Here is a 22,330-nt window from a genome sequence, read left to right on the forward strand (position 1 = left end):
TTTCGAACAGAGCCGTTAAGCCCCGTACTGCCGATGGTACTGCTGTCACAAGCGGGAGAGTAGGAAGGTGCCACCTGGTGATATTGAGGGGAAAGGCCGTTAGCGAGAGCTAGCGGCCTTTTGCTATTGGAGCCTATTCAACTACCAAGCTGTGGGCACTCCCACAAATAAAACGGGTAAACGGTTGGCTATACCTAGTTGATGTTTTGAAAGCAGTAGAAAAGCCGCGCTTGAGACATCAACTAAACATAGACAAATGGAATTAAATCGCCCTATTGAGCGAATGATAAGCTAGTGCGAATAGGGAATAGTCCACAGAGCGATTCGCTTTATGAGGCTTGTATTAACTTGTCGCTGATCGCTTTTATATCCAATCCGTCGAACACACCTGAACTCATAAACAAAAGAATATCAACTGTGCTGACTTGAGCTAACATGTATTCTTTTAAAGCTTCGAGTTCTGTAAAGACTTTTAAGTTTCTATGTCCGAAGGCGTTTGTAACATCCTCTGGACGTATAGGACTAGCCGAATTTAAGTAAGCCTGCGTGTTAGCGTTGAAGTAGACAACAACTTGGTCGGCGGTATCTACAGTACCTTTGTATTCATCTAGAAAGGTTTTGCTTAAGCTGCTTACCGTATGAAGTTCTACTATGGCCAACAAGCGTTGATTTGGGTACTGATGCTTAACTGCTTCTGTTGACGCTTCAACCTTGGCTGGTGAATGAGCAAAGTCGTGAAAACTGATTCTGTTGACTGAATTGGGTACCGAGATTTCGGCTATTTTTTGTAGTCGTAAAGCTACTGGCTTAAACGTTTGAATTGCTGCGTAGAATTGATCCTCTGTAATGCCAATACGATCACAAACAGTCATCGCACCAGTAACATTCTTCATGTTGTGCTCGCCAAAGAAGGAGACCGGTATTTTTGTTCCTTGTTTGGTAATCAAATAGGTTTGGCCATTCCTTACTTCGCTAAGATGGGCCTGATAGGGTATTTTTGTAATGTCGGTTCGTTCTTTCTGTCCAATTACATCGAGCATATTATCTGATTCATCAAAAATCAAGATACCTGCTTTAGGCATTGCTTCAGCCAGCAATTCAAATTGGTCGACGTACGATTCCCAGGAAGGGTAAATATTTACATGATCCCAGGCTATTCCATTAATCAGGGCGATATGCGGTTGATAATGTAAAAACTTAGGACGTGGATCGATTGGCGAAGAAGCATACTCATCCCCTTCAATAATAATGATAGGTGCCTCTGGTGTAAGCTTAGCCATAGTCTCGAAACCTTCGGTCTGCTCGCCTACCAGATAGTCAAAAGCTCGATTATGAAACGCCAAGGAATGCAAAATCATGGCAGTGATAGTCGTTTTGCCATGACTTCCGGCGATAACCACGCGTTGTTTCTGCTGACATTGCTGGTAAAGAAATTCCGGATAGGAATAAATCGCCAAACCTAATTCCTGCGCCCTGACTAATTCCGGATTATCCCGGCGAGCGTGCATACCAATGATGACCGCGTCTAAGCCCGTGTGAATTTTTTCTGGAAACCAGCCAGCCGTAGCCGGTAGAAGACTATGCTGCTGTAGTCGGGTTCTAGACGGGTCATAGATTTCATCGTCGGAGCCAGTAATTGTAAAACCTTGTTGCTGGAGCGCTAAAGCGAGATTGTGCATTGCACTACCACCAATTGAGATGAAATGGATAGCCTTGGGCATTCGAAAAAAGTCAGTGTCGAGCGGCAAAAGTAGGGTTTCTTTTTGGTTTGATGCAAGAAGGAGAACGAACGGCCAGGAAAGCCGATTTACCTACTATTAAATTTTATCGTTATTCGAATCAAACCCGCGGCATTTTCGTTGACTATCTTGCGAATGGATAGTACTTGGAAAGCCCGATTTTAGAACCCAAATTCGCGCCTGTTTTTGAGAAACACAAACCCCATTTTATGCGCCGAAGCTAGGGATGAAGACTTATTATGACCTGATCGACCAGACATTTGAGTTTCCGACGCGGGAATTCAATGTTGAGAATAATGAATTGATGTTCAACAATGTACCATTGATGGACATTATCAAACAGTATGGAACGCCCCTCAAATTAACGTATTTGCCGAAAATCACCGAGCATATCGAACACGCTAAGTTGCTGTTCAGAAATGCCATGAAGCGGTATAATTACAAAGGGAGCTATACCTACTGCTACTGTACGAAGTCATCCCATTTCCGGTTTGTGCTCGAGGAAGCACTGAAAAATAATATCCATCTCGAATCCTCATCTGCTTATGATATTCCTATTATTCGGGAATTGTATAAGATGGGTAAGGTTTCGAAAAGTACATACATCATTTGCAACGGCTATAAACGGCCTTTGTATACTCAGTACATTAGTGAACTGATCAATGATGGGTTCAACTGTGTGCCTGTTCTCGACAATCTAAAAGAGATCGAGGCTTACGAAAACTCGATAACGGCAGATAGCGTCAATTTTGGCATCCGGATCGCTACGGACGAAGAGCCGAATTTTGCGTTCTACACATCCCGTCTGGGCATCCGATACAGCGATGTTAACGAGCTGTATCGCAGTAAAATTCAGCCGAACGAGAAGTTCAAGCTCAAGATGCTGCACTTCTTTATCAATACAGGTATTAAAGATAGTGCTTACTATTGGAGTGAGCTGAGCCGGTTTATGTACAAATACTGTGAACTACGGAAGGTGTGCCCCGATCTCGATTCGATTGATATCGGCGGTGGAATGCCTATCCAAACGTCGTTCCAGTTCACATATGATTACCAGGCCATGATCGACCAGATTGTGGAGAGCATTCAGTGGATTTGTAACAAAAATAACGTACCAGTCCCCCATATCTTCACGGAATTTGGCTCGTATACGGTAGGCGAAAGTGGAGCGGTGATTTATAAAGTCATCGACCAGAAGCTACAGAACGACAAAGAGCTGTGGTACATGATCGATGGCTCGTTTATTACGCAGCTTCCTGACTCGTGGGGACTCGGACAGAAGTATATCATGCTGTCGGTGAACAACTGGGACAATCCGTACCAGAAAGTAAACCTGGGCGGTTTGACCTGCGATTCGCACGACTTTTATAATACCGAAGCGCATAGTGCCGATCTGTACTTACCTATCTTTAATCAGGATTCGGAAGATCAGTACATTGGTTTGTTCCACACCGGAGCATATCAGGAGTCGTTGGGAGGTTATGGTGGAATTCAGCACTGCCTGATTCCTGCCCCGCAGCATGTAATCATTGATAAAGATGAAGAAGGTAACCTGCGGTCCCGCTTGTTTGCCCCTGAACAGAATAGCGAAGTGATGCTGAAAATTCTGGGTTATGGCGGAGCAGAGCCGGGTATGACCGAGCTGGAAGCAACCGAGGCCGCCGAAGAGCGGGAAGTAGAAGCCGAGCTGCTGAAAGAAGATAACCTGTAGTTTTACGTCTAATGAGTCTGATGCGAACTGTAACAGGCTCATTAGACAAAGTTCACCGAACAATAAAGAAGTTAGACGAACATACCACTTTTGGTATTATTTTCGTTTAACAATCTGAAATTGTAAGCAAAACGTAGCAATATTTCATGAAAAGACTACTCATTTTAGGCGCTGTGCTAGCGACTTTATCGCTCGGGTCATGCGCTCGTAGGGCCAACTGCCCAGCCTATGGTAGTGTGCAGAAAGCCGCGCCAACGCAGGTACGTGTGTAGAAAGAAGCTTAGTGAAAACAAATAAAAGCCCTCTGGACGTTGAATACTCCAGAGGGCTTTTGTTAGGCAAGACCCAACACAAATCGGGATGCTTCAAGCAGATTAGTCGCACTACCGTCGCATTCAGGCGATTGATCTGGTTCGTGAGCGATGCGGACGGTACGAACACCTACCCGTTTACCAGCCTGCATATCCCGTAAAGCATCACCAATCATCCAAGACTCATCAGGAATGATATTGTACTTGGCCATGGCCTTTTCAAGCAAGAGTGAGCCTGGCTTCCGTGTCAACGATTCCGAGTCGTAATTTGGGTGATGAGGACAGTAATAGATATCATCGATAAGCTGGCCGCACTGCTCCTGCAAGTAATTATAACAGGCCATGACATCATCACGGGTATAAAGCCCTTTCGCAATGCCTGCCTGGTTTGTAATTACAATAAGTAGGTAACCTGCATCTTTCAATGAGCGCAGTGCTTCTGGTACGCCATCGGGTATGATAAAATCCTCAACACGATAAACGTAGTCAGTCCGGTCTTCATTTAGAACGCCGTCTCTGTCCAGAAAAACACACTTATTCATAAAGATTGACGGTTTGTTTTAGACAATAATACAACTATTCAACGAAATAATTGTATTGTCGGTTTGGTTGTTTGTATGTTTTACTAAATGGGAACATGTTCTTTCCCATTTAAGCCAATGCAGAAAGTCGTTTCAGGCTCGGTCGAGCAACTGGAAAAAATTTCTGCATCGGCCCACTTCAGAGTAATCAGGCACCTAAGTCCTGAAGGCGTTGCTCTAACGCTTGAATTTTGGCTTCGGCATCAGCAAGCTTTTGCCGCTCCCGTTCAACGACGTCAAGCTTAGCATTAGCAACAAACCGTTCGTTCGAAAGCTTTTTAAGCGTCGATTCCCGGAAGCCAATGTTATACTCCAACTCTTTGCGCGTAGCAGCAACCTCCTGTTCAACGTCAATTTCACCAGCGATATCGACAAAAAACTCATCGCCTTTGACCAGGAATGACAAACCAGCTGCTTTCTCGTTGACGTAACTAATCGTCGAAACGTTGGCCATTTTCTGTATCAGCGGCTCAAGCGTCTGGAAGCGTTCGGGCGTTACCGTCTTGATCGATACGGGTAATTCGGTCTTAGGCGAAATCTGCTTGGCATTGCGAATATTCCGGATGTTTGTGATTACGTCAAACAATGTGTCAAAATCAGCCAGAATCTGGTTGTCAGCCGTCGATGCTTTCGGAAAAGGAGCAACGCAAATGCTATCACCAGTCTGCCGTTCACGAATCTCCTGCCAGATTTCTTCGGTAATGAACGGCATAAATGGATGAGCTAAGGCCATCAACCGTTCAAAGAAATTAATCGTGGAATCGTACGTGACGCGGTCAATTGGTTGCTCAAAACCTGGCTTGATCAGCTCCAAGTACTGCGAACAGAAATCATCCCAGATAAGCTTGTAGATAGCCTGCAACGCGTCCGAGATCCGGAATTTGCTGAAATGATCTTCAATTTCGGTAAGTGTCAAACTTAGCTTTGACTCAAACCAACGGATAGCTAAGTTATTGCTGTTCGTAGTAGCCTGATTTGCTTCGTCAATCACCGTCCAGCCTTTAACCAATCGGAAAGCATTCCAGATCTTATTGCTGAAATTCCGGCCCTGCTCCACCAGTTTTTCGTCGAACAGCAAATCATTCCCAGCCGCTGAACTGAACAGCATTCCAGTCCGGACTCCATCAGCCCCATACTTTTCGATAAGGTCAAGCGGGTCGGGTGAGTTACCGAGTTGTTTCGACATTTTCCGGCCCAGCTTATCCCGAACCATACCTGTAAAGTAAACGTCCTTAAAAGGCTGCTCACTTTTGTATTCGTAACCCGCAATAATCATCCGGGCTACCCAGAAGAAGATAATGTCAAAACCCGTAACAAGCGTGTTGGTTGGGTAATAGTAATCCAGATCCTGCGGTCCAGCTTTAGGATCATCCGGATTGCCCGACGGCTTGAAAACCGACATCGGCCAGAGCCACGACGAGAACCAGGTGTCCAACACGTCTTCATCCTGCGTCAGATCGGCCTCGGTCATGGCGAACAGCAATTTCTCGTGCTGTACTTTTTCCAGAGCCTCGTGTTTGTTTCGGGCAACGATTACGGTGCCGTCCTGCATGTAAAAGGCCGGAATCCGCTGCCCCCACCACAATTGGCGACTAATACACCAGTCGTGCGGGTTTTCCATCCAAGAACGGTACATATTCTTGAACTTCGACGGATGAAGCTGAACGGTGTCGTTCATCACGTTTTCGAACGCAGGCTTCGACAACTCGTCCATCTTCAGGAACCACTGCAACGACAGCTTTGGCTCAATGACGGCATTCGTGCGTTCCGAAAAACCAACGTTCGATTTATACTCCTCGGCTTTTACCAGGTTCCCCGATTCTTCGAGTAGCTTGATAATTGCTTTCCGAGCCGCAAAACGGTCCTGGCCAACCAAAATCTGTGCTTTCTCGTTCAGTGTTCCGTCATCGTTCAGAATGTCGAGCGTTGGCAGGTTGTGCTTGATACCCAACGTATAGTCATTTGGGTCATGAGCGGGCGTGACTTTTAAGCCACCCGTGCCAAAATCCATCGTGACGTACTCATCCGTGATAATTGGAATCTCGCGATTGATGAGCGGAATGATTGCTCTCTTACCGTGCAGGTGCTTATAGCGTTCGTCGTTCGGATTGACCGCGATCGCTGCATCAGCCATGATCGTTTCGGGACGAACCGTAGCAATGGTGATCGAATCCTGCCCTACGCTTCCGGCTATGTCGTACCGAATATAAACCAGCTTCTGCTGAACTTCTTTGGTGACAACTTCTTCATCCGAAACGGCGGTCAATCCCTGTGGGTCCCAGTTGACCATCCGGACACCCCGGTAGATTTTTCCTTTGTTGTAGAGGTCAACAAATGTGTCGATAACTGACTCATAAAGCGCTGGTTCCATCGTAAAGCGCGTACGGTCCCAGTCGCAGGAAGCACCAAGTTTTCGGAGTTGCTTAAGAATGATGCCGCCGTATTTGTGCGTCCATTCCCAGGCGTATTCCAGAAATTGCTCGCGGGTGAGATCATGCTTGTTAATGCCTCGCTCCTTGAGCATAGCCACCACTTTAGCCTCGGTAGCAATACTCGCGTGGTCGGTACCGGGTACCCAGCAGGCATTTTTACCCTCCATGCGGGCTTTACGGATCAGAACATCCTGAATCGTATTGTTGAGCATGTGCCCCATGTGCAGCACCCCCGTTACGTTCGGTGGAGGAATGACAATGGTGTAGGGCTCACGTTCGTCGGGAGTAGATTTAAAAAGTTGGTTATCAAGCCAGTATTGATACCACTTTTCTTCAATGTCCTGGGGGGTGTATGTTTTTGAAATCATAGAAACAGTCGAAACCGGAAAAATTCCTACCAACTAACAAACAGAAGATGAATAGAAAAGGAGCGGTATTACCGATAAAAAGCAAAATTAGTTAAATTGAATAGGGTGAAAAAACGAAAGGCCGTCTTTAGCCGTTTTAACGTAACACTTCATCAGTCATTTATGGAATTCGGAAAAATACATAACCTTGACGCCGTCAATTTAACCTTACCACCCGGATCGGCTTTCAACGCCCGGGTCTGGGCAGGGGTAGAACCTACTCAACGGCCCAACGTCTTTATTGGCGGACCTATCTGGGCCAATAAAGACTATGTAGGTAAAGTGTACCCGTCCAACGCGAAGGAGCGTGACTTCCTGCATTACTACACCCGGCAGTTCAATACGATTGAACTGAACCTGACGCATTACCAGATTCCAACAATGAACATGATTGATAAATGGAAGGCCGAGGCAACCCAAGGGTTTACCTACTGCCCTAAATTTCCCCAGTCTATCAGTCATGAGCGGCAATTAATCGCCAGCGAAACCTTAACCGAAGAGTTTGTCAATGCCGTATTAGGGCTCGAAGAGTTCTTGGGAATGACGTTTCTGCAATTACCGCCGTCATTCGGACCTGACAAATGGCCGATATTAGAAGCGTACCTAAAGAGCTTACCCGACGAACTGGATGTAGCTGTTGAGTTTCGCCACCCGGATTGGTTCAGTAAAGCTGCCTTGTGGCAGCAGACCCTTGAACGGCTTTATGTGTTGCGCCGACATGTGGTCATCACAGACGTAGCCGGTCGGCGTGATGTGTTGCATATGGGACTGAGTAGCCCCGTTTTGACACTTCGATTTATCGCAAACGAGGGGCACCAAACCGATTATGTACGTACCAATGCCTGGATACAACGGCTTAAAACCTGGTTTGAGAAAGGATTGCAAACGGCTTATCTGTTTATTCACGGCGGTGCCGAAAACGACACCGCACCTGAGCTAATTCTTTATTGGACTCGGGAACTGAACAAGCATTGCGGCTTAAACCTGCGCGAACCCGTTTTACAACCCAAGGTCGTACAAGGCAGTTTGTTTTGATTTGCCAGACCGACCCATTATTTTTGCTCTATGACTTTAGCAATCGCAATACATCGGCATCATCATTCTGAGCGGTAACGCAGCAGAACGAGACGCTCGTGTTTGTGCTTTCGGAGAGAAAATCCTGATTCCCACAAGATACAAAGCCCGGTTCTGCCAATGAGCCGGGCTTTTTTTACGTATGAAAACTGTCATAATTAAATACAACGCAGGTAATGTTCAGTCTGTGATGTACGCGCTGGATCGGCTGGGAGCAAACTACCTCCTGACGGATGATGAAGCGGAAATTCGTTCGGCGGATAAGGTTATCTTTCCGGGTGTCGGCGAAGCGAGTACCGCTATGGCCTACTTGCGTGAACGAGGACTGGATAAGCTGATTCCGTCCTTGAAACAGCCTGTTTTAGGAACCTGCGTCGGTATGCAGCTCATGTGCCGTTATTCGGAAGAAAACGATACGACCTGCATGGGTATCTTCGATATCGATGTTCGGCGGTTTCCGGCAGAACCCGGTTTTAAAGTGCCACATACCGGATGGAACAGTATTCATACCTTGCAGGGCCCTTTGACAGAAGGGCTAGCCGAAAACGCTTATGTGTATTTCGTTCATAGCTATGCCGCCGACGTTTGTCCAGAAACGACCGCCGTTTGCGATTACGTGCGTCCGTTCAGCGCCATGCTGCACCGCGATAATTTTTACGCGGCTCAGTTCCACGCCGAAATCAGCGGAGACGTCGGCCAGCGCCTATTGGAAAACTTTTTGAAATTATAACACGAACATCCTGTTCGCCCGTTTATTGCTCTTTCTCTGCGGACAGGATGTCCGCGTTACTTATGCATATCATTCCCGCTATAGACCTCATCGAAGGCAAGGCTGTTCGCTTGACGCAGGGCGATTACAACCAGAAAAAAGAATACAACGCTCGCCCGTTTGAAGTGGCTCAGCAGTTTGAAGACGCTGGCCTGACCCGCTTACACTTAGTCGATCTTGACGGGGCCAAGGAGAAACGCGTTATCAACTGGAAAGTATTAGAACAAATTGCGTCGAAAACGCGGCTGCACGTCGATTTCGGGGGCGGAGTTCAATCCGACGATGATTTACGGATCGTGTTCGAATGTGGCGCTAAACAGGTTACGGGTGGTAGCATAGCCGTAAAAAATCCGGATCTGATGGAGCGCTGGCTTTCCCGGCACGGCTCGGAAGCGATCATTTTGGGAGCGGATGCCAAAAACGAAAAGATTGCTGTGAGCGGCTGGGAAGAATCAACCGAAGTATGGGTGTATGATTTCGTTGAAAAGTGGGTTGAGAAAAGCATCAAGTACGTGATTAGTACCGATGTCGCCAAGGATGGATTATTGCAGGGGCCTTCGTTCGACTTATACCGAAACCTGCAGGATCGCTTTCCCGATCTGAAAATCATTGCCAGCGGAGGTGTCAGCAACATGGCTGATATTGAAACGCTGGCTGATATGAACGTTTTTGGCGTTATCGTCGGGAAAGCGATTTACGAAGGACGGGTAAGCCTGAAGGAATTAAGTCTTTTTTCGGCCCAATAGCTGAATTTGATATGCGTCGTACTTTCTTTCTGATCCTGGCTTTTCTGGTATCAACCAACTGTCTGCGCGCTTCGGCTGACTCGACACGGCAGCGTCGTTTTCAAAAGCTGGCGGACGAAATGCGACTCAAAAAGCCAAAGCTGAAAGAAGGTGACTACGAAGTGCGTATCTGGAATCGGCAGTCATTGCAGTACGGAGACGCGCAAATGCTTTACCGACTAATCAAGCGGAAGGAAACGTTTACGGTAACTAAATCCATCATCCTGTGGAATAAGCATGAATTTAAACATGCTACGGAGTTTAACTCCAATAGGCCCGTTACCGTTGAGCTTTGGCAAAAGCTACTGCAACACAATATCTTGACGTTACCCGATATGACTGCGTTGCGTGATCAGCTGTTTCCGAAACCGGAGAAGGACTCGACCTGGAATGTAATCGAACCGGATGGGACGGTTAGCGTCAAAGCAAAAAGGAAACGAAACAAATGGATAATCATTGGAGATGGTGAAGGCTACTATTTTCAGGTGTTCGGCAAGGATAGCTACCATGACTACGAATACAGCAATCCGCTGGGCTACGTGAAAGAAAAGACCGAAATTATAGAGTTGTGTAACGTCGTCGCCATCCTGCATGATCTGGCACCCGCTTTCCAATCGACTCAATAAACGCACAAACCATGATTCAGGAATACACGGTTAGCGACGATAAAACCAAACTTGATTTAGCTGTCATTCACAGTTATTTAAGTCGCGAAGCCTATTGGAGCCAGAACATTCCAATTGAACTGGTGCAGCGGTCAATCGATAATTCGCTTTGCTTCGGGGTTTATCGGGCAGATCGGCAGGTTGGTTTCGCTCGGGTTGTTACTGATCTAGCCACATTCGGTTATCTGGCCGATGTTTTCATTTTGCCCGAACACCGGGGTAAAGGTTTGTCCAAGAAGCTGGTAGCTTTTATAATGGCTTATCCTGCTTTACAGGGCCTACGCCGGATAATGCTGGTTACGCGCGACGCGCATGGGTTGTACGAGCGGTTTGGTTTCAAACCGATTGATAGCCCCGAAAATACAATGTCTATTAAACTGTTTACGAGCTACTAATGCTGACCAAACGCATTATTCCCTGTCTGGATATAAAAGACGGACGAACCGTAAAAGGTACCAATTTTGTCAACTTACGTGATGCTGGTGATCCGGTAGCGCTCGCGGCTGCTTACGCGCAACAGGGTGCCGACGAACTGGTTTTTCTGGATATAACGGCTACCGTTGACGAGCGAAAAACGCTGATTGAACTGGTTCGCAACGTAGCGCACACAATCAACATTCCGTTTACGGTTGGTGGCGGTATTTCCTCGGTAGCCGATGTGTCGGCTTTGCTCAACGCCGGAGCCGACAAGATTTCGATCAACTCATCAGCGGTGCGTAATCCGGATTTGATCAATGAATTGGCTTTGGAGTTTGGGAGCCAGTGTGTGGTCGTAGCCATCGACACGCGGTATGTAGACGGTGAACACATCGTTCATACGCACGGCGGACGTAAGCCTACCGCTCTTCGCACAATTGCCTGGGCCAAAGAAGTAGAGGAGCGGGGAGCCGGTGAAATCCTGTTAACGTCGATGGATACCGATGGTACAAAGGCGGGTTTTGCGCTTGCGCTAACCGCTCAGATTTCAGGTGCTGCCAACATTCCGGTAATTGCTTCCGGTGGGGCTGGTACAATGGACCATTTCGTGGACGTTTTCACAACGGGCAAAGCCGATGCCGGATTAGCGGCCAGTATTTTCCACTTCAAAGAAATTGACATTCCGGCCTTAAAAGGGTATTTACGAGAAAACGGAATAGAGATGCGGGTTTAGTCAGAGCTTTGCCCGTTTTCGAGTGGTGTCGGGTTCTCAAACCGGACACCACGCCATTGCTAAAATTTGAAGCCCAGATCGAGCGAAACGATTCGGTTTTTGGAAACCAGTTGACTGCCACGTGCTACGTTTATCAGCCCGCGTTGATAGCTCATGCCGATGTTAAACGCGTTATTCTGGTTGATTTTGTATTGTACACCCGTACCAAGCAGTAGTTCAACATCGCCGAATCCATAGTGACGGCTATTGCCTCCATTCTCTGCCGTATACAATCCATTCCGGGCCTGATCCAACGCTTTTTCGGCTAGCTTTACGCTTACCAGCCCCCCCGTCTGAATGTATAAGCGCATGTTTGGCGCTATGTTGTTGGCAAACAACTTTACCGTCAGGGGTATTTGCAGGTACTGGAGGTTGTAGACCGATTCTTTTTCGGGAGCCCCCGGATTCCAGATGTTTTGCCCAAACGTACCGGGCATTTGAAACCCCGACCGTTTGATGGTATACCAGAGACCCGTTCCAAAGGCGTAGCGATTCTTGAAGAAAAAGTAATCCAGCGATGGGCCGACACTCATCCGAACGCCTGCGCCATTGGGTCGGAAACCAGCGTAATTACCGGATCCTTCTGCGGTGTTCAAATCAAGCGAGGGCGCAAAGCGAATGCTCATTTCGATGAGGTGCGTCGGCCAGGCGTAATCGGGTCCCGATCCGTATCCATTATTTTCGTCCGAATCAGTAGTCTGCTGTTTTTTGCGCCGACGTTTGCGGTCATCATCATAATCACGGCGGTTCTGATCCTGTCCGTCGTAATTATCCCCCAAAATTTTACGGAATCGTTTCTCTGTTACGCTCGATTGTTTCGTTCTTAATCGGTAAAGGGCGGGCGACGATGACTGTGCCCAGGCGCTGATGACGGTCAGCAGAACCAAAATCAAACCCAACCCTGCAACTTTTTTCATAATTTTGTACGTTTTCAATACAGAAAACCAGTGAGTTTCATGCGACTAAGGATAGCCCTTGCAGGGCTTTTTTGCTTGTTTTTATTGGCTTCGTGCACAAAAAACGAAGACATCACGCTTATCCGGCTAGACCAACAACTATTTTCGGCCAAATCGGCTGACGGTGTTCGGACCTTTCTGAATCAGAACCCATCAGTAGCTCAATTGTACTTTAACGCGAACGGGGCCGGAAATGATACAGCGCTTGTTCGAGAATTGACCAACCGGATAAATAATCCGGCTTTGAATGAACTGCACCAACAGGTCGAAGCCGAGTTTGGCGATATGGCTGATTTGAGAAAGCAACTCGGTGAAGCCTTTACCAAGATCAAAAAAGACTTTCCTGACTTTCGCTCTCCCAAAATAGCGACCATTGTAACCGGTTTTGCCGGACCCGATTTAGTCGTTACCGACAGCCTGATCGTTATTGGCATCGATTACTTTGCCGGTCCCAACGCGAAGTATCGACCACGTGGTCCCGAATTTCCACAGTACGTCTTGCGCCGGTACCAGAAAGAATACATCGCTCCGGCGGTCGTTTTCGCCATTTCTGACAAATACAACGCGACGAACCGTAGAGATCAAACGATGTTGGCCGACATGGTGTACTATGGAAAAGGGTACGTGTTTACGAAATCGATGGTAGCGGGTTCAGACGGCGAACCGATTGCGGACAGCCTGCTTATCGGATACTCAGACAAGCAACTGACCGAAACGTTTAACGCGCAGGACATTGTTTGGGGGCATTTTATTGAAAATCAACTGCTGTATCAGACTAATCCTGCTATAAAACAGCGATATTTGAATGAGCGGCCCTTTACGGCAGAAATTGGACAAGGTTGTCCCGGTGCCATCGGGCGTTGGGTCGGCTGGCGAATCGTCGGGCGGTATCACGACGAGCATTCCGGTGTTAGTATTGCCGAACTGATGCGCAACAGTGACGCGCGGCAGATTTTTGAACAATCCGGTTATAAAGGTCAAAAAGACAATTGATTGTTGTCATAGCGATAACCCAAAGCGCACAATATTTTTGACCGATTAACGACACGCTTAAAAAGCAGTTATCGAGAATAATTACCACTAATGGCAAAGCGAGGAAGATCTTTTGGCGAGGAGGCCAGTCAGGAGGATAAGAAAAAAATCAATCGGGAAGGCGTCAAAAAGGCGTTGAGCATCTTTCGATTTGTAAAACCATACCGGCTTCAGTATATCATTGGGTTTGTTTTCCTGGTGCTGTCGACGGGTACCACCATGAGCTTTGGTTTGCTGATTGGGCAGATCACCAGCGTAATCCAGGGACAATCGGCGTTTACGCTGAATCAGGTAACGCTGTTTTTTGTGGGCGTACTGGTCGCTCAGGCGATCTTTTCGTTCTGCCGAATCTACTTTTTTTCGCAGGTGAGTGAGCGGGCTATGGCCGACGTACGCCGGTCTACGTACAGCAAAATCATAACCCTGCCCATCCCGTTTTTCGAAAAACGGCGTGTCGGCGAACTAACCAGTCGGATCTCGGCTGACGTGTCGCAGCTACAGGATGTACTGACGCTTACCTTGGCGGAGCTTTTTCGGCAGGTTGCCACGCTGGTGATTGGTACCGGCATTATTTTCTACGTGTCCTGGAAGTTGACTTTGTTTATGCTGGCTACCTTTCCGGTTATCATCGTAGCGGCTATGGTCTTTGGCCGGTTCATTCGGAAGCTGTCGAAGCAGGCGCAGGATTTGCTGGCTCAGGCGAACGTGATTGTGGAAGAGACGCTGCAATCGATCAATATTGTCAAGGCATTCACGAACGAGAAAATAGAAATTAATCGGTACGGTACCGCCCTGAATCGTGTCGTTAACACCGCGCTTCGGTCGGCTAGCTACCGGGGTGTTTTTGTGTCGTTTATTATCTTCGCTTTGTTCGGTGGCATCATCGGTGTCGTATGGTACGGCGGTTCGCTGGTGTTGTCCAACGAAATGCCTTTTTCTGACCTGCTAACCTTTATCGTTTATACCACCTTCATCGGCGGTTCGGTAGCCGGTATGGGCGACTTGTACGCACAGCTACAACGGACAATCGGTGCGTCGGAACGAATTCTCGAAATTCTGGAAGAACCTTCGGAGGTAGATGCGAATCAGGAAACCCCACTTTTTGTGCCGGTGCAAGGTCACGTTCAGTTTAATGACGTTCACTTTTCGTACCCCGCGCGGCCTGATGTACCCGTTTTGAAAGGGGTTTCGCTGGACGTTGCCGCCGGTCGGAAGATTGCGCTGGTGGGTAAGAGCGGAGCCGGCAAGTCGACGATCGTACAGTTACTAATGCGGTATTACGACAACGGTAGCGGTCAGATTACCGTAGATGACCGCGACTTGACGAGCTTCAACATTACCGAATTGCGTAAGAATATTGCTGTTGTACCTCAGGAAGTGATTCTGTTTGGCGGAACAATTCTGGAAAATATTCAATACGGTAAACCAGGAGCAACGGAAGCGGAAGTACGGGAAGCCGCCCGCAAAGCCAATGCCCTGCAATTTGTTGACTCGTTTCCCGAAGGGTTTCAGACGGTTGTGGGCGAACGGGGTGTTAAACTATCGGGTGGGCAGCGGCAACGCATTGCCATTGCCCGCGCTATCCTGAAAGATCCGGCTATTCTAATTCTTGACGAAGCAACCAGTTCGCTGGATGCCGAATCGGAGAAACTGGTGCAGGAAGCACTGGACGAGCTGATGCAGAACCGGACAACGATCATTATCGCCCATCGGCTGGCGACGATTCGTAAGGTAGACCGGATTTATGTAATTCGCGAAGGCCAGATTGCCGAAGCCGGTACGCATGACGAATTAGCGCTTCAGGAAGATGGTATCTACGCGAATCTGGTTAAATTGCAATTTGAAACGATTGAATAACCGTTTGTTGTTTTGATACGATAAGCAACAAATTTGAATCATAACGTGAAATGAATTCAGCCGCTAAAACCCTGAAAGACTTTAACCTTCGGCATACCAACGGTCGGGAGGAAGTGCTGGATTTGTTTCTGAACGCTGGTCATGCGCTGGCACACAATGATGTTGAGAATGGGTTAGGACCTGATCACGACCGGGTAACCATCTACCGGACGCTCCGAACGTTTTTGGACAAAGGGCTTCTTCACAAAGTACTCGACGACGAAGGTGGAACCAAATATGCGCTGTGCCGGGAAACCTGCGCGGCAGGTCATCACCACCACGACCATGTGCATTTCAAGTGCGAACATTGCGGACAAACAACTTGCCTGGATCAGGTTCGAATTCCTACCATTGCCCTACCGGAAGGGTACGACCGGAAAGAAATGAATCTATTGATTCAGGGCGTTTGTCAGGACTGCAATAAGTAATCAAAAGCTTAGTTCTATCAAATGAGCTATGGCCAACGAATCGATACGTTACCAATCGGCAGTGTTTGCACTGCCGATTTTTTTATAACAACCCTATGACCATTGAGAACACCTTTCAGCAACGCGAGCAGCAATTCAGTAAAGCCGAGCAGGTAGCCCAGCAGCAGTATAACCAATTAGCGTTCTGGCGACTTGTCTGGTTTGTAGGCAGTGTTGCGGGCGTCTGGTTACTCATCCGCCTTGATCAGCAATTGGGCGCTGTGGGTGCTTTGCTCATTGGCCTGGTTGGTTTTCTGTTTTTGTTGAAAAAACATCAGGCCGTTCGTGTCCAACGCGATATCAATCATCATCTGGTCTTTGTTAACCGGGATGAAGCGGCTCGTCTTGAACGACGTTATTTGCGCCCTGAAACTGGCGAACAATTTGCTAATCCTGCGCATTACTACGCGGGCGACCTGGACGTGTTCGGCAAGCATTCGTTGTTTCGACTACTCAATCGTACGCACACGCACGAGGGACAGAATCGACTAGCGACCTGGCTACAAACACCATCCGGACCGGATGCTATTCGGCTTCGCCAGCAAGCAGCCACCGAATTGAAAGCGGATCTTGATTGGCGGCAACAGTTTGAAGCCTTGGCGTACACGGAGGAAACAATTACCCGTTCGCCAGAAGAATTGGTAAAATGGGCCACGGCGGATGTTACGCCCTTACCGGGCTACCTGAACATCGTACGCTTTGTATTTCCCGCCATCACACTTGGGATAGTTATTGCCTGGCTGACCGGTTATGTGCCCGGAGTCGCTGTCTTATTGGCACTGGCTGTTCACAGTGGTATGCTGAGTCAAACTTCGGCCCGTGCTAAAGAAGTGAGCGAACAGACGTTTGAGATATCAGCCGCTCTTTGGTCGTACCAGACGTTGTATAAATATGCTGAACAGGTAAAAGGTCAGGCGTTACGATTACAGGCTATTCGAGATGCGCTGAAGTCAACCGACAAGTCAGCTTCCGAAGCGATTGGCCAGTTATTCCAGCTAACCGAAGGATTGAACTACCGACGTAATCCGTATTTCTATCTTTTTTTCGGTATTGCCACCTTGTGGGATATTCATTACCTGTTCCGGCTAGAACACTGGCGGAAAGAACATGGTCCTCATCTGAGTCGCTGGTTCGATGCATTAGGTGAACTGGAAGCACTGAATAGCTTGGCTGGGTTTTCCTATGCTCACCCAACCTACGCCACTCCAGACATTGTTGATGATCAGCTAACGCTAAAAATCAAGTTGGCAGCCCACCCTTTATTACCGCCGGATCGTAGTGTAGCCAACTCGCTTACGCTAGTGGGTAGTGGGCAAACGATCCTGATCACGGGTTCAAATATGTCGGGAAAAAGTACGTTTCTGCGTACCGTTGGGGCAAACGTTATCCTGGCTCTGGCGGGCGCCGTGGTCAGCGCAAAAGAGTTTGTGTGTTCGCCGGTACGGGTGTTTACCAGCATGCGTACGCAGGATTCGCTCGAAGAAAGTACTTCCTCGTTTTACGCTGAATTAAAGCGCCTACAGACGCTTATCAACCTTTCTAAGCAGTCACCTACTACCCTGCCGGGTAGTGTGCCCGTGCTTTATTTTCTGGACGAAATTCTAAAAGGAACCAATTCCGTCGACCGGCACCGGGGCGCGGAGGCTTTGATTCGCCAACTGCACCGTACAACGGCTTCGGGTTTTGTATCAACGCACGATCTTGAGCTTGGTCAGTTGACGGATTCCAGTGATTTTGTTCGTAATTATCATTTCCAGTCCGATCTACACAATGGTGAATTGCTGTTCGATTACACGCTTCGTGATGGTATCTGCAAAAGCTTCAATGCCAGTCAGCTGATGCAGGCAATCGGGATTGAAATCGATGCCGTTCAGAAATAGAACCAGTACCAGCGAAGCTTGGGACCAATTTGTAGCGTCGGTGCCGGAATCTTTATGTATTTGAAAAAGCCTAAAATCAGCTTCGCCGTTGCGCTACGTGGTTTGAAAAGTTTGATCAGGTTTATATCTGGCGCAATATACCATTCATGGCGGCCACCCAGACCGTCGTGGCGGACGCTCCAGCTTTCGGCTTCCAGTCCCATACCGACCGATAGTTGCAACCAGTCAGGCCATGTGTTTTGCCAGCGTTGCCCACCAAAACGGCCCGCCGAGAAAGAAAACCAATACGTCTGGTTCAAGTAGTCGTCGATGGAAAAGCGCTGGCGTGGGATACCGCGTTCGTCAAAATACTTGGGTGTCTGCTGCCAGTAACTAGCCTTCCACTGAGCATCTTGCAAAAACGCAGAGCGGTGTTGCAGCATAGGCCAGAAACCACCGAGGGTACCGGCTGTCACATCGCGCCAGCTAAATCCATACGTCGGCGAATAAGCGTCTTTTAGTTCGATTCCTACCTCAACGAACGCTGCTGCACTCAACGCTAGCCATTGGGCTTTTCGGGGTGCTACACCCGCCCAGCGAAAGGCGTTATAATACGCATCGGATACAAAAACGCCACCTACCAAGTGGGCTACTTTATCGAGGCCGCTGGCATACGTCAAATCCCGCCCTTCGTCAAAATGGAAAGCGGTTCCTTTACCGTTCCACCACGTTCGCTCGAGATAAGCATAGCTTGATCCAAGTGTCAGTAGTGAGGTTGCTCCAACGGCCCACACTCGGCCTGCTTTGGTCGTGCTGGACTGCATTCGGCTGCTGTCCGATGAAACCGGCAACGTATCCGATGACGAAGTAAGAGCTAGTACTAGAAATAGCGTTTTCACAAGATAGTATGTAAGAGCCACTTTCGGCGAATAAAGTTACATACATGTCTGATAGAGAAAAATTGCGCTAGTCAAAATTATGCTCTTCCAACTGGGCAAAATCCAAAACAAGAACTGTCCGCCCTTGTTAGGACTAAAGAAAGCCGTATATTTGCAATAGTATGCAAGCATACTATTGCAAAAGTAAATGACACTTTCCTAATGAAAATCGGAAGCAATACGGGCAACAACGGCCAAAAAAAAGCCTTCCCAATGGGAAGGCTTACGTTAAGGTGGTGGTGATGGACGGAATCGAACCGCCGACACAAGGATTTTCAGTCCTTTGCTCTACCAACTGAGCTACATCACCGAAACGTGGGTGCAAAAGTACGTCGCTTGAGCATTTTTGCAATAGATTGACCAAAAATATTTTTAATAAAATTCTGTCATCTTTCTCAATTATTTGATTAACAGGTGATTTGACTCAAAAATAAATGGAAATTTTTCAGCAAATTTTATTCGTCGTGGCACTGGCAGCTACGGCATGGTACATAACCAAACGCGTTCGGCTTATCGCACGAGCCATTAATTTAGGTCGTCCGGAGAACCGATTCGATCATGCTGACGAGCGATTGAAGACGATGCTGTTAGTTGCGTTTGGACAGAAAAAGATGTTCGCAAATCCATTGGTGGGTGTCATGCACTTTGTCATCTACGCCGGATTTATTATCATCAATATTGAAATCCTGGAAATTATCCTGGACGGCATTTTAGGCACGCACCGATTGTTTGCGCCGTACATTACGCCGGTTTATCCCATCCTGATTGATGTGTTTGAAGTGCTTGCATTTGGCGTTCTGGCGGTTTGCGTTGTCTTTTTATGTCGCCGGTTTATTGCCCGCGTTAGTCGGTTGCAGGCTGAGCGTCACCGCGAGTTACGAGGTTGGCCTGTTTCGGACGCAACCATTATTCTCGTTGCCGAGATTGTACTAATGGTCGCCTTTCTTACCTGGAATGCGTCGGATAGTATCCTGCGCGATCGGGGTGTCGGTCATTACGGTGAGCTGCAAGGTGTCGTCCCTGATTTTCTAATTAGCCAGTATCTCAAACCGCTATTTGCGGGTTTTAGTGATACCGCTTTGGTTGCTTACGAACGTACTGCCTGGTGGTTGCATATCCTGGGCATTCTGGCTTTTGCCGTATATGTCACCTACTCGAAACACTTGCATATCGCTTTGGGCTTTCCCAACGTGTATTTCTCCGATTTACAACCAAAAGGAGAAATGCAGAATATGCCTGAAATTACCAAAGAAGTACAGCTTGCTTTAGGCTTACCGGTTACAACGGGTGCAGATGGATCGCAAGTAAACGACAATGGTGAGCAACCGGCAGAAGTCGGTCGATTTGGTGCGAAAGACGTGCAGGACCTGAAATGGATCAACCTCATGAATGCTTACAGCTGTACGGAGTGTGGTCGCTGCACAGCCGCCTGTCCGGCTAATATCACCGGCAAAAAACTTTCTCCCCGGAAGATCATGATGGATACCCGCGATCGGATGGAAGATATTCAGCGGGGCTGGCAAACGCACGGAAACGACTACCAGGATGATAAGTCGCTGTTGGGGGATTATATCACCGCCGAAGAATTGAACGCCTGTACGACCTGCCAGGCGTGCGTAAACGCTTGTCCGATCAACATTAATCCGCTGGATATTATTCTTCAGTTACGGCGTTACCGGGTCATGGAAGAATCGCAGGCGCCCGCTTCCTGGAACGCGATGTTCAGCAATATCGAAAACAACATGGCTCCCTGGAAATTTTCGCCAAGCGACCGGTTTAACTGGGCCGATCAGGTTAATGAAGTTAAATAGGCACACTTCGATTCTGGCGATTATAAGCCGCATCAACGTATTCATCAAAGAACCATACGCATGACACAGGAAGTAAAAACATATACAGTACCGACAATGGCCGACATGGCCGCGTCGGGCGATGAACCGGAAATTCTATTTTGGGTTGGCTGCGCTGGCTCATTCGATGATCGCTATAAACGTGTGACCATTGCCTTCGTTCGCATTCTAAACCACGTAGGTATCAAATTTGCCGTTCTGGGACCGGAGGAAGCCTGTACGGGTGACCCAGCGCGTCGGGCGGGAAACGAGTTTTTGTTTCAGATGCAGGCCATGGCGAATATTCAGGTGTTGAATGGCTACAACATCAAGAAGATCGTAACGGCTTGTCCGCATTGTTTCAATACGCTCAAGAACGAGTATCCAGAACTGGGCGGAAACTACGAGGTTATTCACCATTCGCAGTTCTTACAAGGGCTAATCAACGAAGGGCGTGTACGCGTTAAAGATGGTGAGTCGTTTAAAGGACGGCGGATAACCTTCCATGATTCCTGTTACCTGGGCCGGGCGAATAAAATCTATGAAGCGCCCCGCGATGTGTTAGCCGCCCTGGATGCCGATCTGGTCGAGATGAAACGCGTACGGGCCAACGGACTCTGCTGCGGTGCTGGTGGCGGGCAATACTTTAAAGAACCGGAACCTGGTACCAAAGATGTGAACGTCGAGCGGGTAGAGGAGGCTCTAGGTACCGGTGCCGATACGATTGCAGTAGCTTGCCCATTTTGCATGACGATGATGTCAGACGGGGTCAAAAATAAGAATCGGGAGGACTCGGTTCGAGTGTACGACATTTCGGAACTCATCGCGCAGGGACAGGGGTTGTAAATTCAGTGTGTAGGTGTCAAGAAAGATCACCGAAGAAAGTGGTTCGCTCGATTCTTGACTGCCGTTAACTGATAACTAGAAACTGGATATGTACGTTGACTTTGACAAACTGCCCCAGGACGCCCGTGTGTGGGTGTATCAGGCAAACCGTCCGCTGGCCGACAGGGAGGTGAATGCGATCAATGCGGCTCTACAACCGGCGCTCGGCCAGTGGAGTGCTCACGGACAGCCTTTGCTGGCATCAGCATTGGTAATCGAGAATCGGTTTATTGTCGTAGGTGTCGATGAAGGCTATACCTTGCCGAGTGGCTGTTCGATTGACAGCTCGGTTCGAACCTTACAGGAGATAAGTCAGCAACTTAGCGCGAGCAGTGAGCCGGTCAATTTTCTTGATCGGTCGGCAGCGGTACAGTCTGACAACGGTTCGGTTACGGTGTATCCACTACCCACGATCAAAGCTGCCGTTGCCGATGGGCTCCTGACGACCGAAACGATTGTTTTTAACACGCTGGTCAAAACGAAAGCGGAGTTTTTGTCAGACTGGCATGTCAGAGCTGCCGACTCCTGGCTAAAGCGGTATTTCAAATCCGTTAGTGCCTAGAAATACGTAAATACACAAGCCAATCAGCCGCTAACGATTCGATCGGGTAGCGGCTGATTGGCTTTAACAGTAAAGCATTTCGAAACGTTCACTGCCAAATCGTCATATTGGCTTGATTTTGAGTTATTTTTTGAACAAAGGAGTGATTTTTGTAGTCAAGTTCTAATACAACAAAGCGGATTGATAACACATAATTATCGAATTCGTTTAGTATTGCCGACGGTAAAAGGCAATTAACTCTTA

Annotated in this window: 19 protein-coding genes and 1 tRNA gene; 14 read left to right on the forward strand and 6 right to left on the reverse strand. The window is 48.0% G+C overall.

Going from position 1 to position 22,330, the window contains the following annotated elements; translation table 11 throughout:
* Positions 1 to 329: 329 nt before the first annotated feature.
* The gene (locus M0L20_RS27455; protein WP_248480379.1) at positions 330 to 1,721 is read right to left on the reverse strand and encodes a UDP-N-acetylmuramate--L-alanine ligase; all 1,392 of its coding nucleotides are present in this window, start codon (positions 1,719 to 1,721) and stop codon (positions 330 to 332) included.
* Positions 1,722 to 1,965: 244 nt separating this feature from the next.
* Between M0L20_RS27455 and M0L20_RS27460 the strand changes: the two genes are divergently transcribed.
* On the forward strand, positions 1,966 to 3,450 hold the full coding sequence (locus M0L20_RS27460) for a type III PLP-dependent enzyme domain-containing protein (protein ID WP_232560495.1): 1,485 nt from the start codon (positions 1,966 to 1,968) through the stop codon (positions 3,448 to 3,450).
* A 334-nt stretch (positions 3,451 to 3,784) separates the two neighbouring features.
* Here M0L20_RS27460 and M0L20_RS27465 read toward each other — a convergent pair whose 3' ends face one another.
* Both M0L20_RS27465 and M0L20_RS27470 read right to left on the reverse strand, forming a co-directional pair.
* The gene (locus M0L20_RS27465) at positions 3,785 to 4,303 is read right to left on the reverse strand and encodes a D-glycero-alpha-D-manno-heptose-1,7-bisphosphate 7-phosphatase (protein ID WP_232560496.1); all 519 of its coding nucleotides are present in this window, start codon (positions 4,301 to 4,303) and stop codon (positions 3,785 to 3,787) included.
* Between the two features lie 187 nt (positions 4,304 to 4,490).
* Complete coding sequence (locus tag M0L20_RS27470) at positions 4,491 to 7,142, reverse strand: valine--tRNA ligase (RefSeq protein WP_248480381.1); 2,652 nt, start codon at positions 7,140 to 7,142, stop codon at positions 4,491 to 4,493.
* Between the two features lie 162 nt (positions 7,143 to 7,304).
* On the opposite strand from M0L20_RS27470, the gene M0L20_RS27475 reads away from it, so the two are divergent.
* The 6 genes from M0L20_RS27475 (at position 7,305) to hisF (ending at position 11,624) form a co-directional block, all read left to right on the forward strand.
* Complete coding sequence (locus M0L20_RS27475) at positions 7,305 to 8,216, forward strand: DUF72 domain-containing protein (RefSeq protein ID WP_248480383.1); 912 nt, start codon at positions 7,305 to 7,307, stop codon at positions 8,214 to 8,216.
* A gap of 181 nt (positions 8,217 to 8,397) precedes the next feature.
* A complete protein-coding gene (gene hisH / locus M0L20_RS27480) occupies positions 8,398 to 8,985 on the forward strand; it encodes an imidazole glycerol phosphate synthase subunit HisH (protein ID WP_248480385.1) in 588 nt (195 codons plus the stop codon).
* Positions 8,986 to 9,047: 62 nt separating this feature from the next.
* The gene (gene hisA / locus M0L20_RS27485; RefSeq protein WP_248480387.1) at positions 9,048 to 9,770 is read left to right on the forward strand and encodes a 1-(5-phosphoribosyl)-5-[(5-phosphoribosylamino)methylideneamino]imidazole-4-carboxamide isomerase; all 723 of its coding nucleotides are present in this window, start codon (positions 9,048 to 9,050) and stop codon (positions 9,768 to 9,770) included.
* An 11-nt stretch (positions 9,771 to 9,781) separates the two neighbouring features.
* A complete protein-coding gene (locus M0L20_RS27490; protein ID WP_248480389.1) occupies positions 9,782 to 10,435 on the forward strand; it encodes a hypothetical protein in 654 nt (217 codons plus the stop codon).
* An 11-nt stretch (positions 10,436 to 10,446) separates the two neighbouring features.
* Positions 10,447 to 10,869: a GNAT family N-acetyltransferase gene (locus tag M0L20_RS27495; RefSeq protein ID WP_248480391.1), complete on the forward strand. Its 423-nt coding sequence runs from the start codon at positions 10,447 to 10,449 to the stop codon at positions 10,867 to 10,869.
* Complete coding sequence (hisF, locus tag M0L20_RS27500; protein WP_248480393.1) at positions 10,869 to 11,624, forward strand: imidazole glycerol phosphate synthase subunit HisF; 756 nt, start codon at positions 10,869 to 10,871, stop codon at positions 11,622 to 11,624. The genes M0L20_RS27495 and hisF overlap by 1 nt, the downstream gene beginning before the upstream one ends.
* 59 nt (positions 11,625 to 11,683) lie before the next feature.
* Here hisF and M0L20_RS27505 read toward each other — a convergent pair whose 3' ends face one another.
* Complete coding sequence (locus tag M0L20_RS27505; RefSeq protein WP_232560504.1) at positions 11,684 to 12,580, reverse strand: porin family protein; 897 nt, start codon at positions 12,578 to 12,580, stop codon at positions 11,684 to 11,686.
* A 39-nt stretch (positions 12,581 to 12,619) separates the two neighbouring features.
* Between M0L20_RS27505 and M0L20_RS27510 the strand changes: the two genes are divergently transcribed.
* From M0L20_RS27510 to M0L20_RS27525, 4 genes are all read left to right on the forward strand, one after another.
* Entirely contained in the window at positions 12,620 to 13,612 is a 993-nt protein-coding gene (locus M0L20_RS27510; protein ID WP_248480395.1) for a gliding motility protein GldB-related protein, read from the forward strand.
* Positions 13,613 to 13,702: 90 nt separating this feature from the next.
* Positions 13,703 to 15,508: an ABC transporter ATP-binding protein gene (locus M0L20_RS27515; protein WP_232560506.1), complete on the forward strand. Its 1,806-nt coding sequence runs from the start codon at positions 13,703 to 13,705 to the stop codon at positions 15,506 to 15,508.
* A gap of 50 nt (positions 15,509 to 15,558) precedes the next feature.
* On the forward strand, positions 15,559 to 15,975 hold the full coding sequence (locus M0L20_RS27520; protein ID WP_232560507.1) for a Fur family transcriptional regulator: 417 nt from the start codon (positions 15,559 to 15,561) through the stop codon (positions 15,973 to 15,975).
* 95 nt (positions 15,976 to 16,070) lie between these two features.
* Positions 16,071 to 17,894 carry a MutS-related protein gene (locus tag M0L20_RS27525; RefSeq protein WP_248480397.1) on the forward strand — a complete coding sequence of 608 codons (1,824 nt, stop codon included), beginning with the start codon at positions 16,071 to 16,073 and terminating at the stop codon, positions 17,892 to 17,894.
* On the opposite strand, the gene M0L20_RS27530 is transcribed toward M0L20_RS27525, so the two are convergent.
* Together M0L20_RS27530 and M0L20_RS27535 are read right to left on the reverse strand one after the other, a co-directional pair.
* Entirely contained in the window at positions 17,885 to 18,772 is an 888-nt protein-coding gene (locus M0L20_RS27530; RefSeq protein ID WP_248480398.1) for a DUF2279 domain-containing protein, read from the reverse strand. The two genes, M0L20_RS27525 and M0L20_RS27530, sit on opposite strands and share 10 nt — an antisense overlap.
* 273 nt (positions 18,773 to 19,045) lie before the next feature.
* Positions 19,046 to 19,121 (reverse strand) — tRNA-Phe (locus M0L20_RS27535).
* A 124-nt stretch (positions 19,122 to 19,245) separates the two neighbouring features.
* Between M0L20_RS27535 and M0L20_RS27540 the strand changes: the two genes are divergently transcribed.
* From M0L20_RS27540 to M0L20_RS27550, 3 genes are all read left to right on the forward strand, one after another.
* Positions 19,246 to 20,622 (forward strand): 4Fe-4S dicluster domain-containing protein, encoded by a 1,377-nt coding sequence (locus M0L20_RS27540; protein ID WP_248480399.1) that lies wholly within the window; start codon positions 19,246 to 19,248, stop codon positions 20,620 to 20,622.
* 60 nt (positions 20,623 to 20,682) lie between these two features.
* Entirely contained in the window at positions 20,683 to 21,486 is an 804-nt protein-coding gene (locus M0L20_RS27545; protein WP_232560511.1) for a (Fe-S)-binding protein, read from the forward strand.
* 88 nt (positions 21,487 to 21,574) lie between these two features.
* The gene (locus M0L20_RS27550) at positions 21,575 to 22,087 is read left to right on the forward strand and encodes a hypothetical protein (RefSeq protein WP_248480400.1); all 513 of its coding nucleotides are present in this window, start codon (positions 21,575 to 21,577) and stop codon (positions 22,085 to 22,087) included.
* Positions 22,088 to 22,330 lie beyond the last annotated feature (243 nt).

Origin of the sequence: Spirosoma liriopis, assembly GCF_023196085.1 — a bacterium.
Classification (GTDB): domain Bacteria; phylum Bacteroidota; class Bacteroidia; order Cytophagales; family Spirosomataceae; genus Spirosoma; species Spirosoma oryzicola.

Coding starts and splice junctions, on each gene's coding strand:
- M0L20_RS27455 (WP_248480379.1), bottom strand. CDS start 1,721: ATGCCCAAGGCTATCCATTTCATCTCAATTGGTGGTAGTGCAATGCAC.
- M0L20_RS27460 (WP_232560495.1), top strand. CDS start 1,966: ATGAAGACTTATTATGACCTGATCGACCAGACATTTGAGTTTCCGACG.
- M0L20_RS27465 (WP_232560496.1), bottom strand. CDS start 4,303: ATGAATAAGTGTGTTTTTCTGGACAGAGACGGCGTTCTAAATGAAGAC.
- M0L20_RS27470 (WP_248480381.1), bottom strand. CDS start 7,142: ATGATTTCAAAAACATACACCCCCCAGGACATTGAAGAAAAGTGGTAT.
- M0L20_RS27475 (WP_248480383.1), top strand. CDS start 7,305: ATGGAATTCGGAAAAATACATAACCTTGACGCCGTCAATTTAACCTTA.
- hisH (WP_248480385.1), top strand. CDS start 8,398: ATGAAAACTGTCATAATTAAATACAACGCAGGTAATGTTCAGTCTGTG.
- hisA (WP_248480387.1), top strand. CDS start 9,048: ATGCATATCATTCCCGCTATAGACCTCATCGAAGGCAAGGCTGTTCGC.
- M0L20_RS27490 (WP_248480389.1), top strand. CDS start 9,782: ATGCGTCGTACTTTCTTTCTGATCCTGGCTTTTCTGGTATCAACCAAC.
- M0L20_RS27495 (WP_248480391.1), top strand. CDS start 10,447: ATGATTCAGGAATACACGGTTAGCGACGATAAAACCAAACTTGATTTA.
- hisF (WP_248480393.1), top strand. CDS start 10,869: ATGCTGACCAAACGCATTATTCCCTGTCTGGATATAAAAGACGGACGA.
- M0L20_RS27505 (WP_232560504.1), bottom strand. CDS start 12,580: ATGAAAAAAGTTGCAGGGTTGGGTTTGATTTTGGTTCTGCTGACCGTC.
- M0L20_RS27510 (WP_248480395.1), top strand. CDS start 12,620: ATGCGACTAAGGATAGCCCTTGCAGGGCTTTTTTGCTTGTTTTTATTG.
- M0L20_RS27515 (WP_232560506.1), top strand. CDS start 13,703: ATGGCAAAGCGAGGAAGATCTTTTGGCGAGGAGGCCAGTCAGGAGGAT.
- M0L20_RS27520 (WP_232560507.1), top strand. CDS start 15,559: ATGAATTCAGCCGCTAAAACCCTGAAAGACTTTAACCTTCGGCATACC.
- M0L20_RS27525 (WP_248480397.1), top strand. CDS start 16,071: ATGACCATTGAGAACACCTTTCAGCAACGCGAGCAGCAATTCAGTAAA.
- M0L20_RS27540 (WP_248480399.1), top strand. CDS start 19,246: ATGGAAATTTTTCAGCAAATTTTATTCGTCGTGGCACTGGCAGCTACG.
- M0L20_RS27545 (WP_232560511.1), top strand. CDS start 20,683: ATGACACAGGAAGTAAAAACATATACAGTACCGACAATGGCCGACATG.
- M0L20_RS27550 (WP_248480400.1), top strand. CDS start 21,575: ATGTACGTTGACTTTGACAAACTGCCCCAGGACGCCCGTGTGTGGGTG.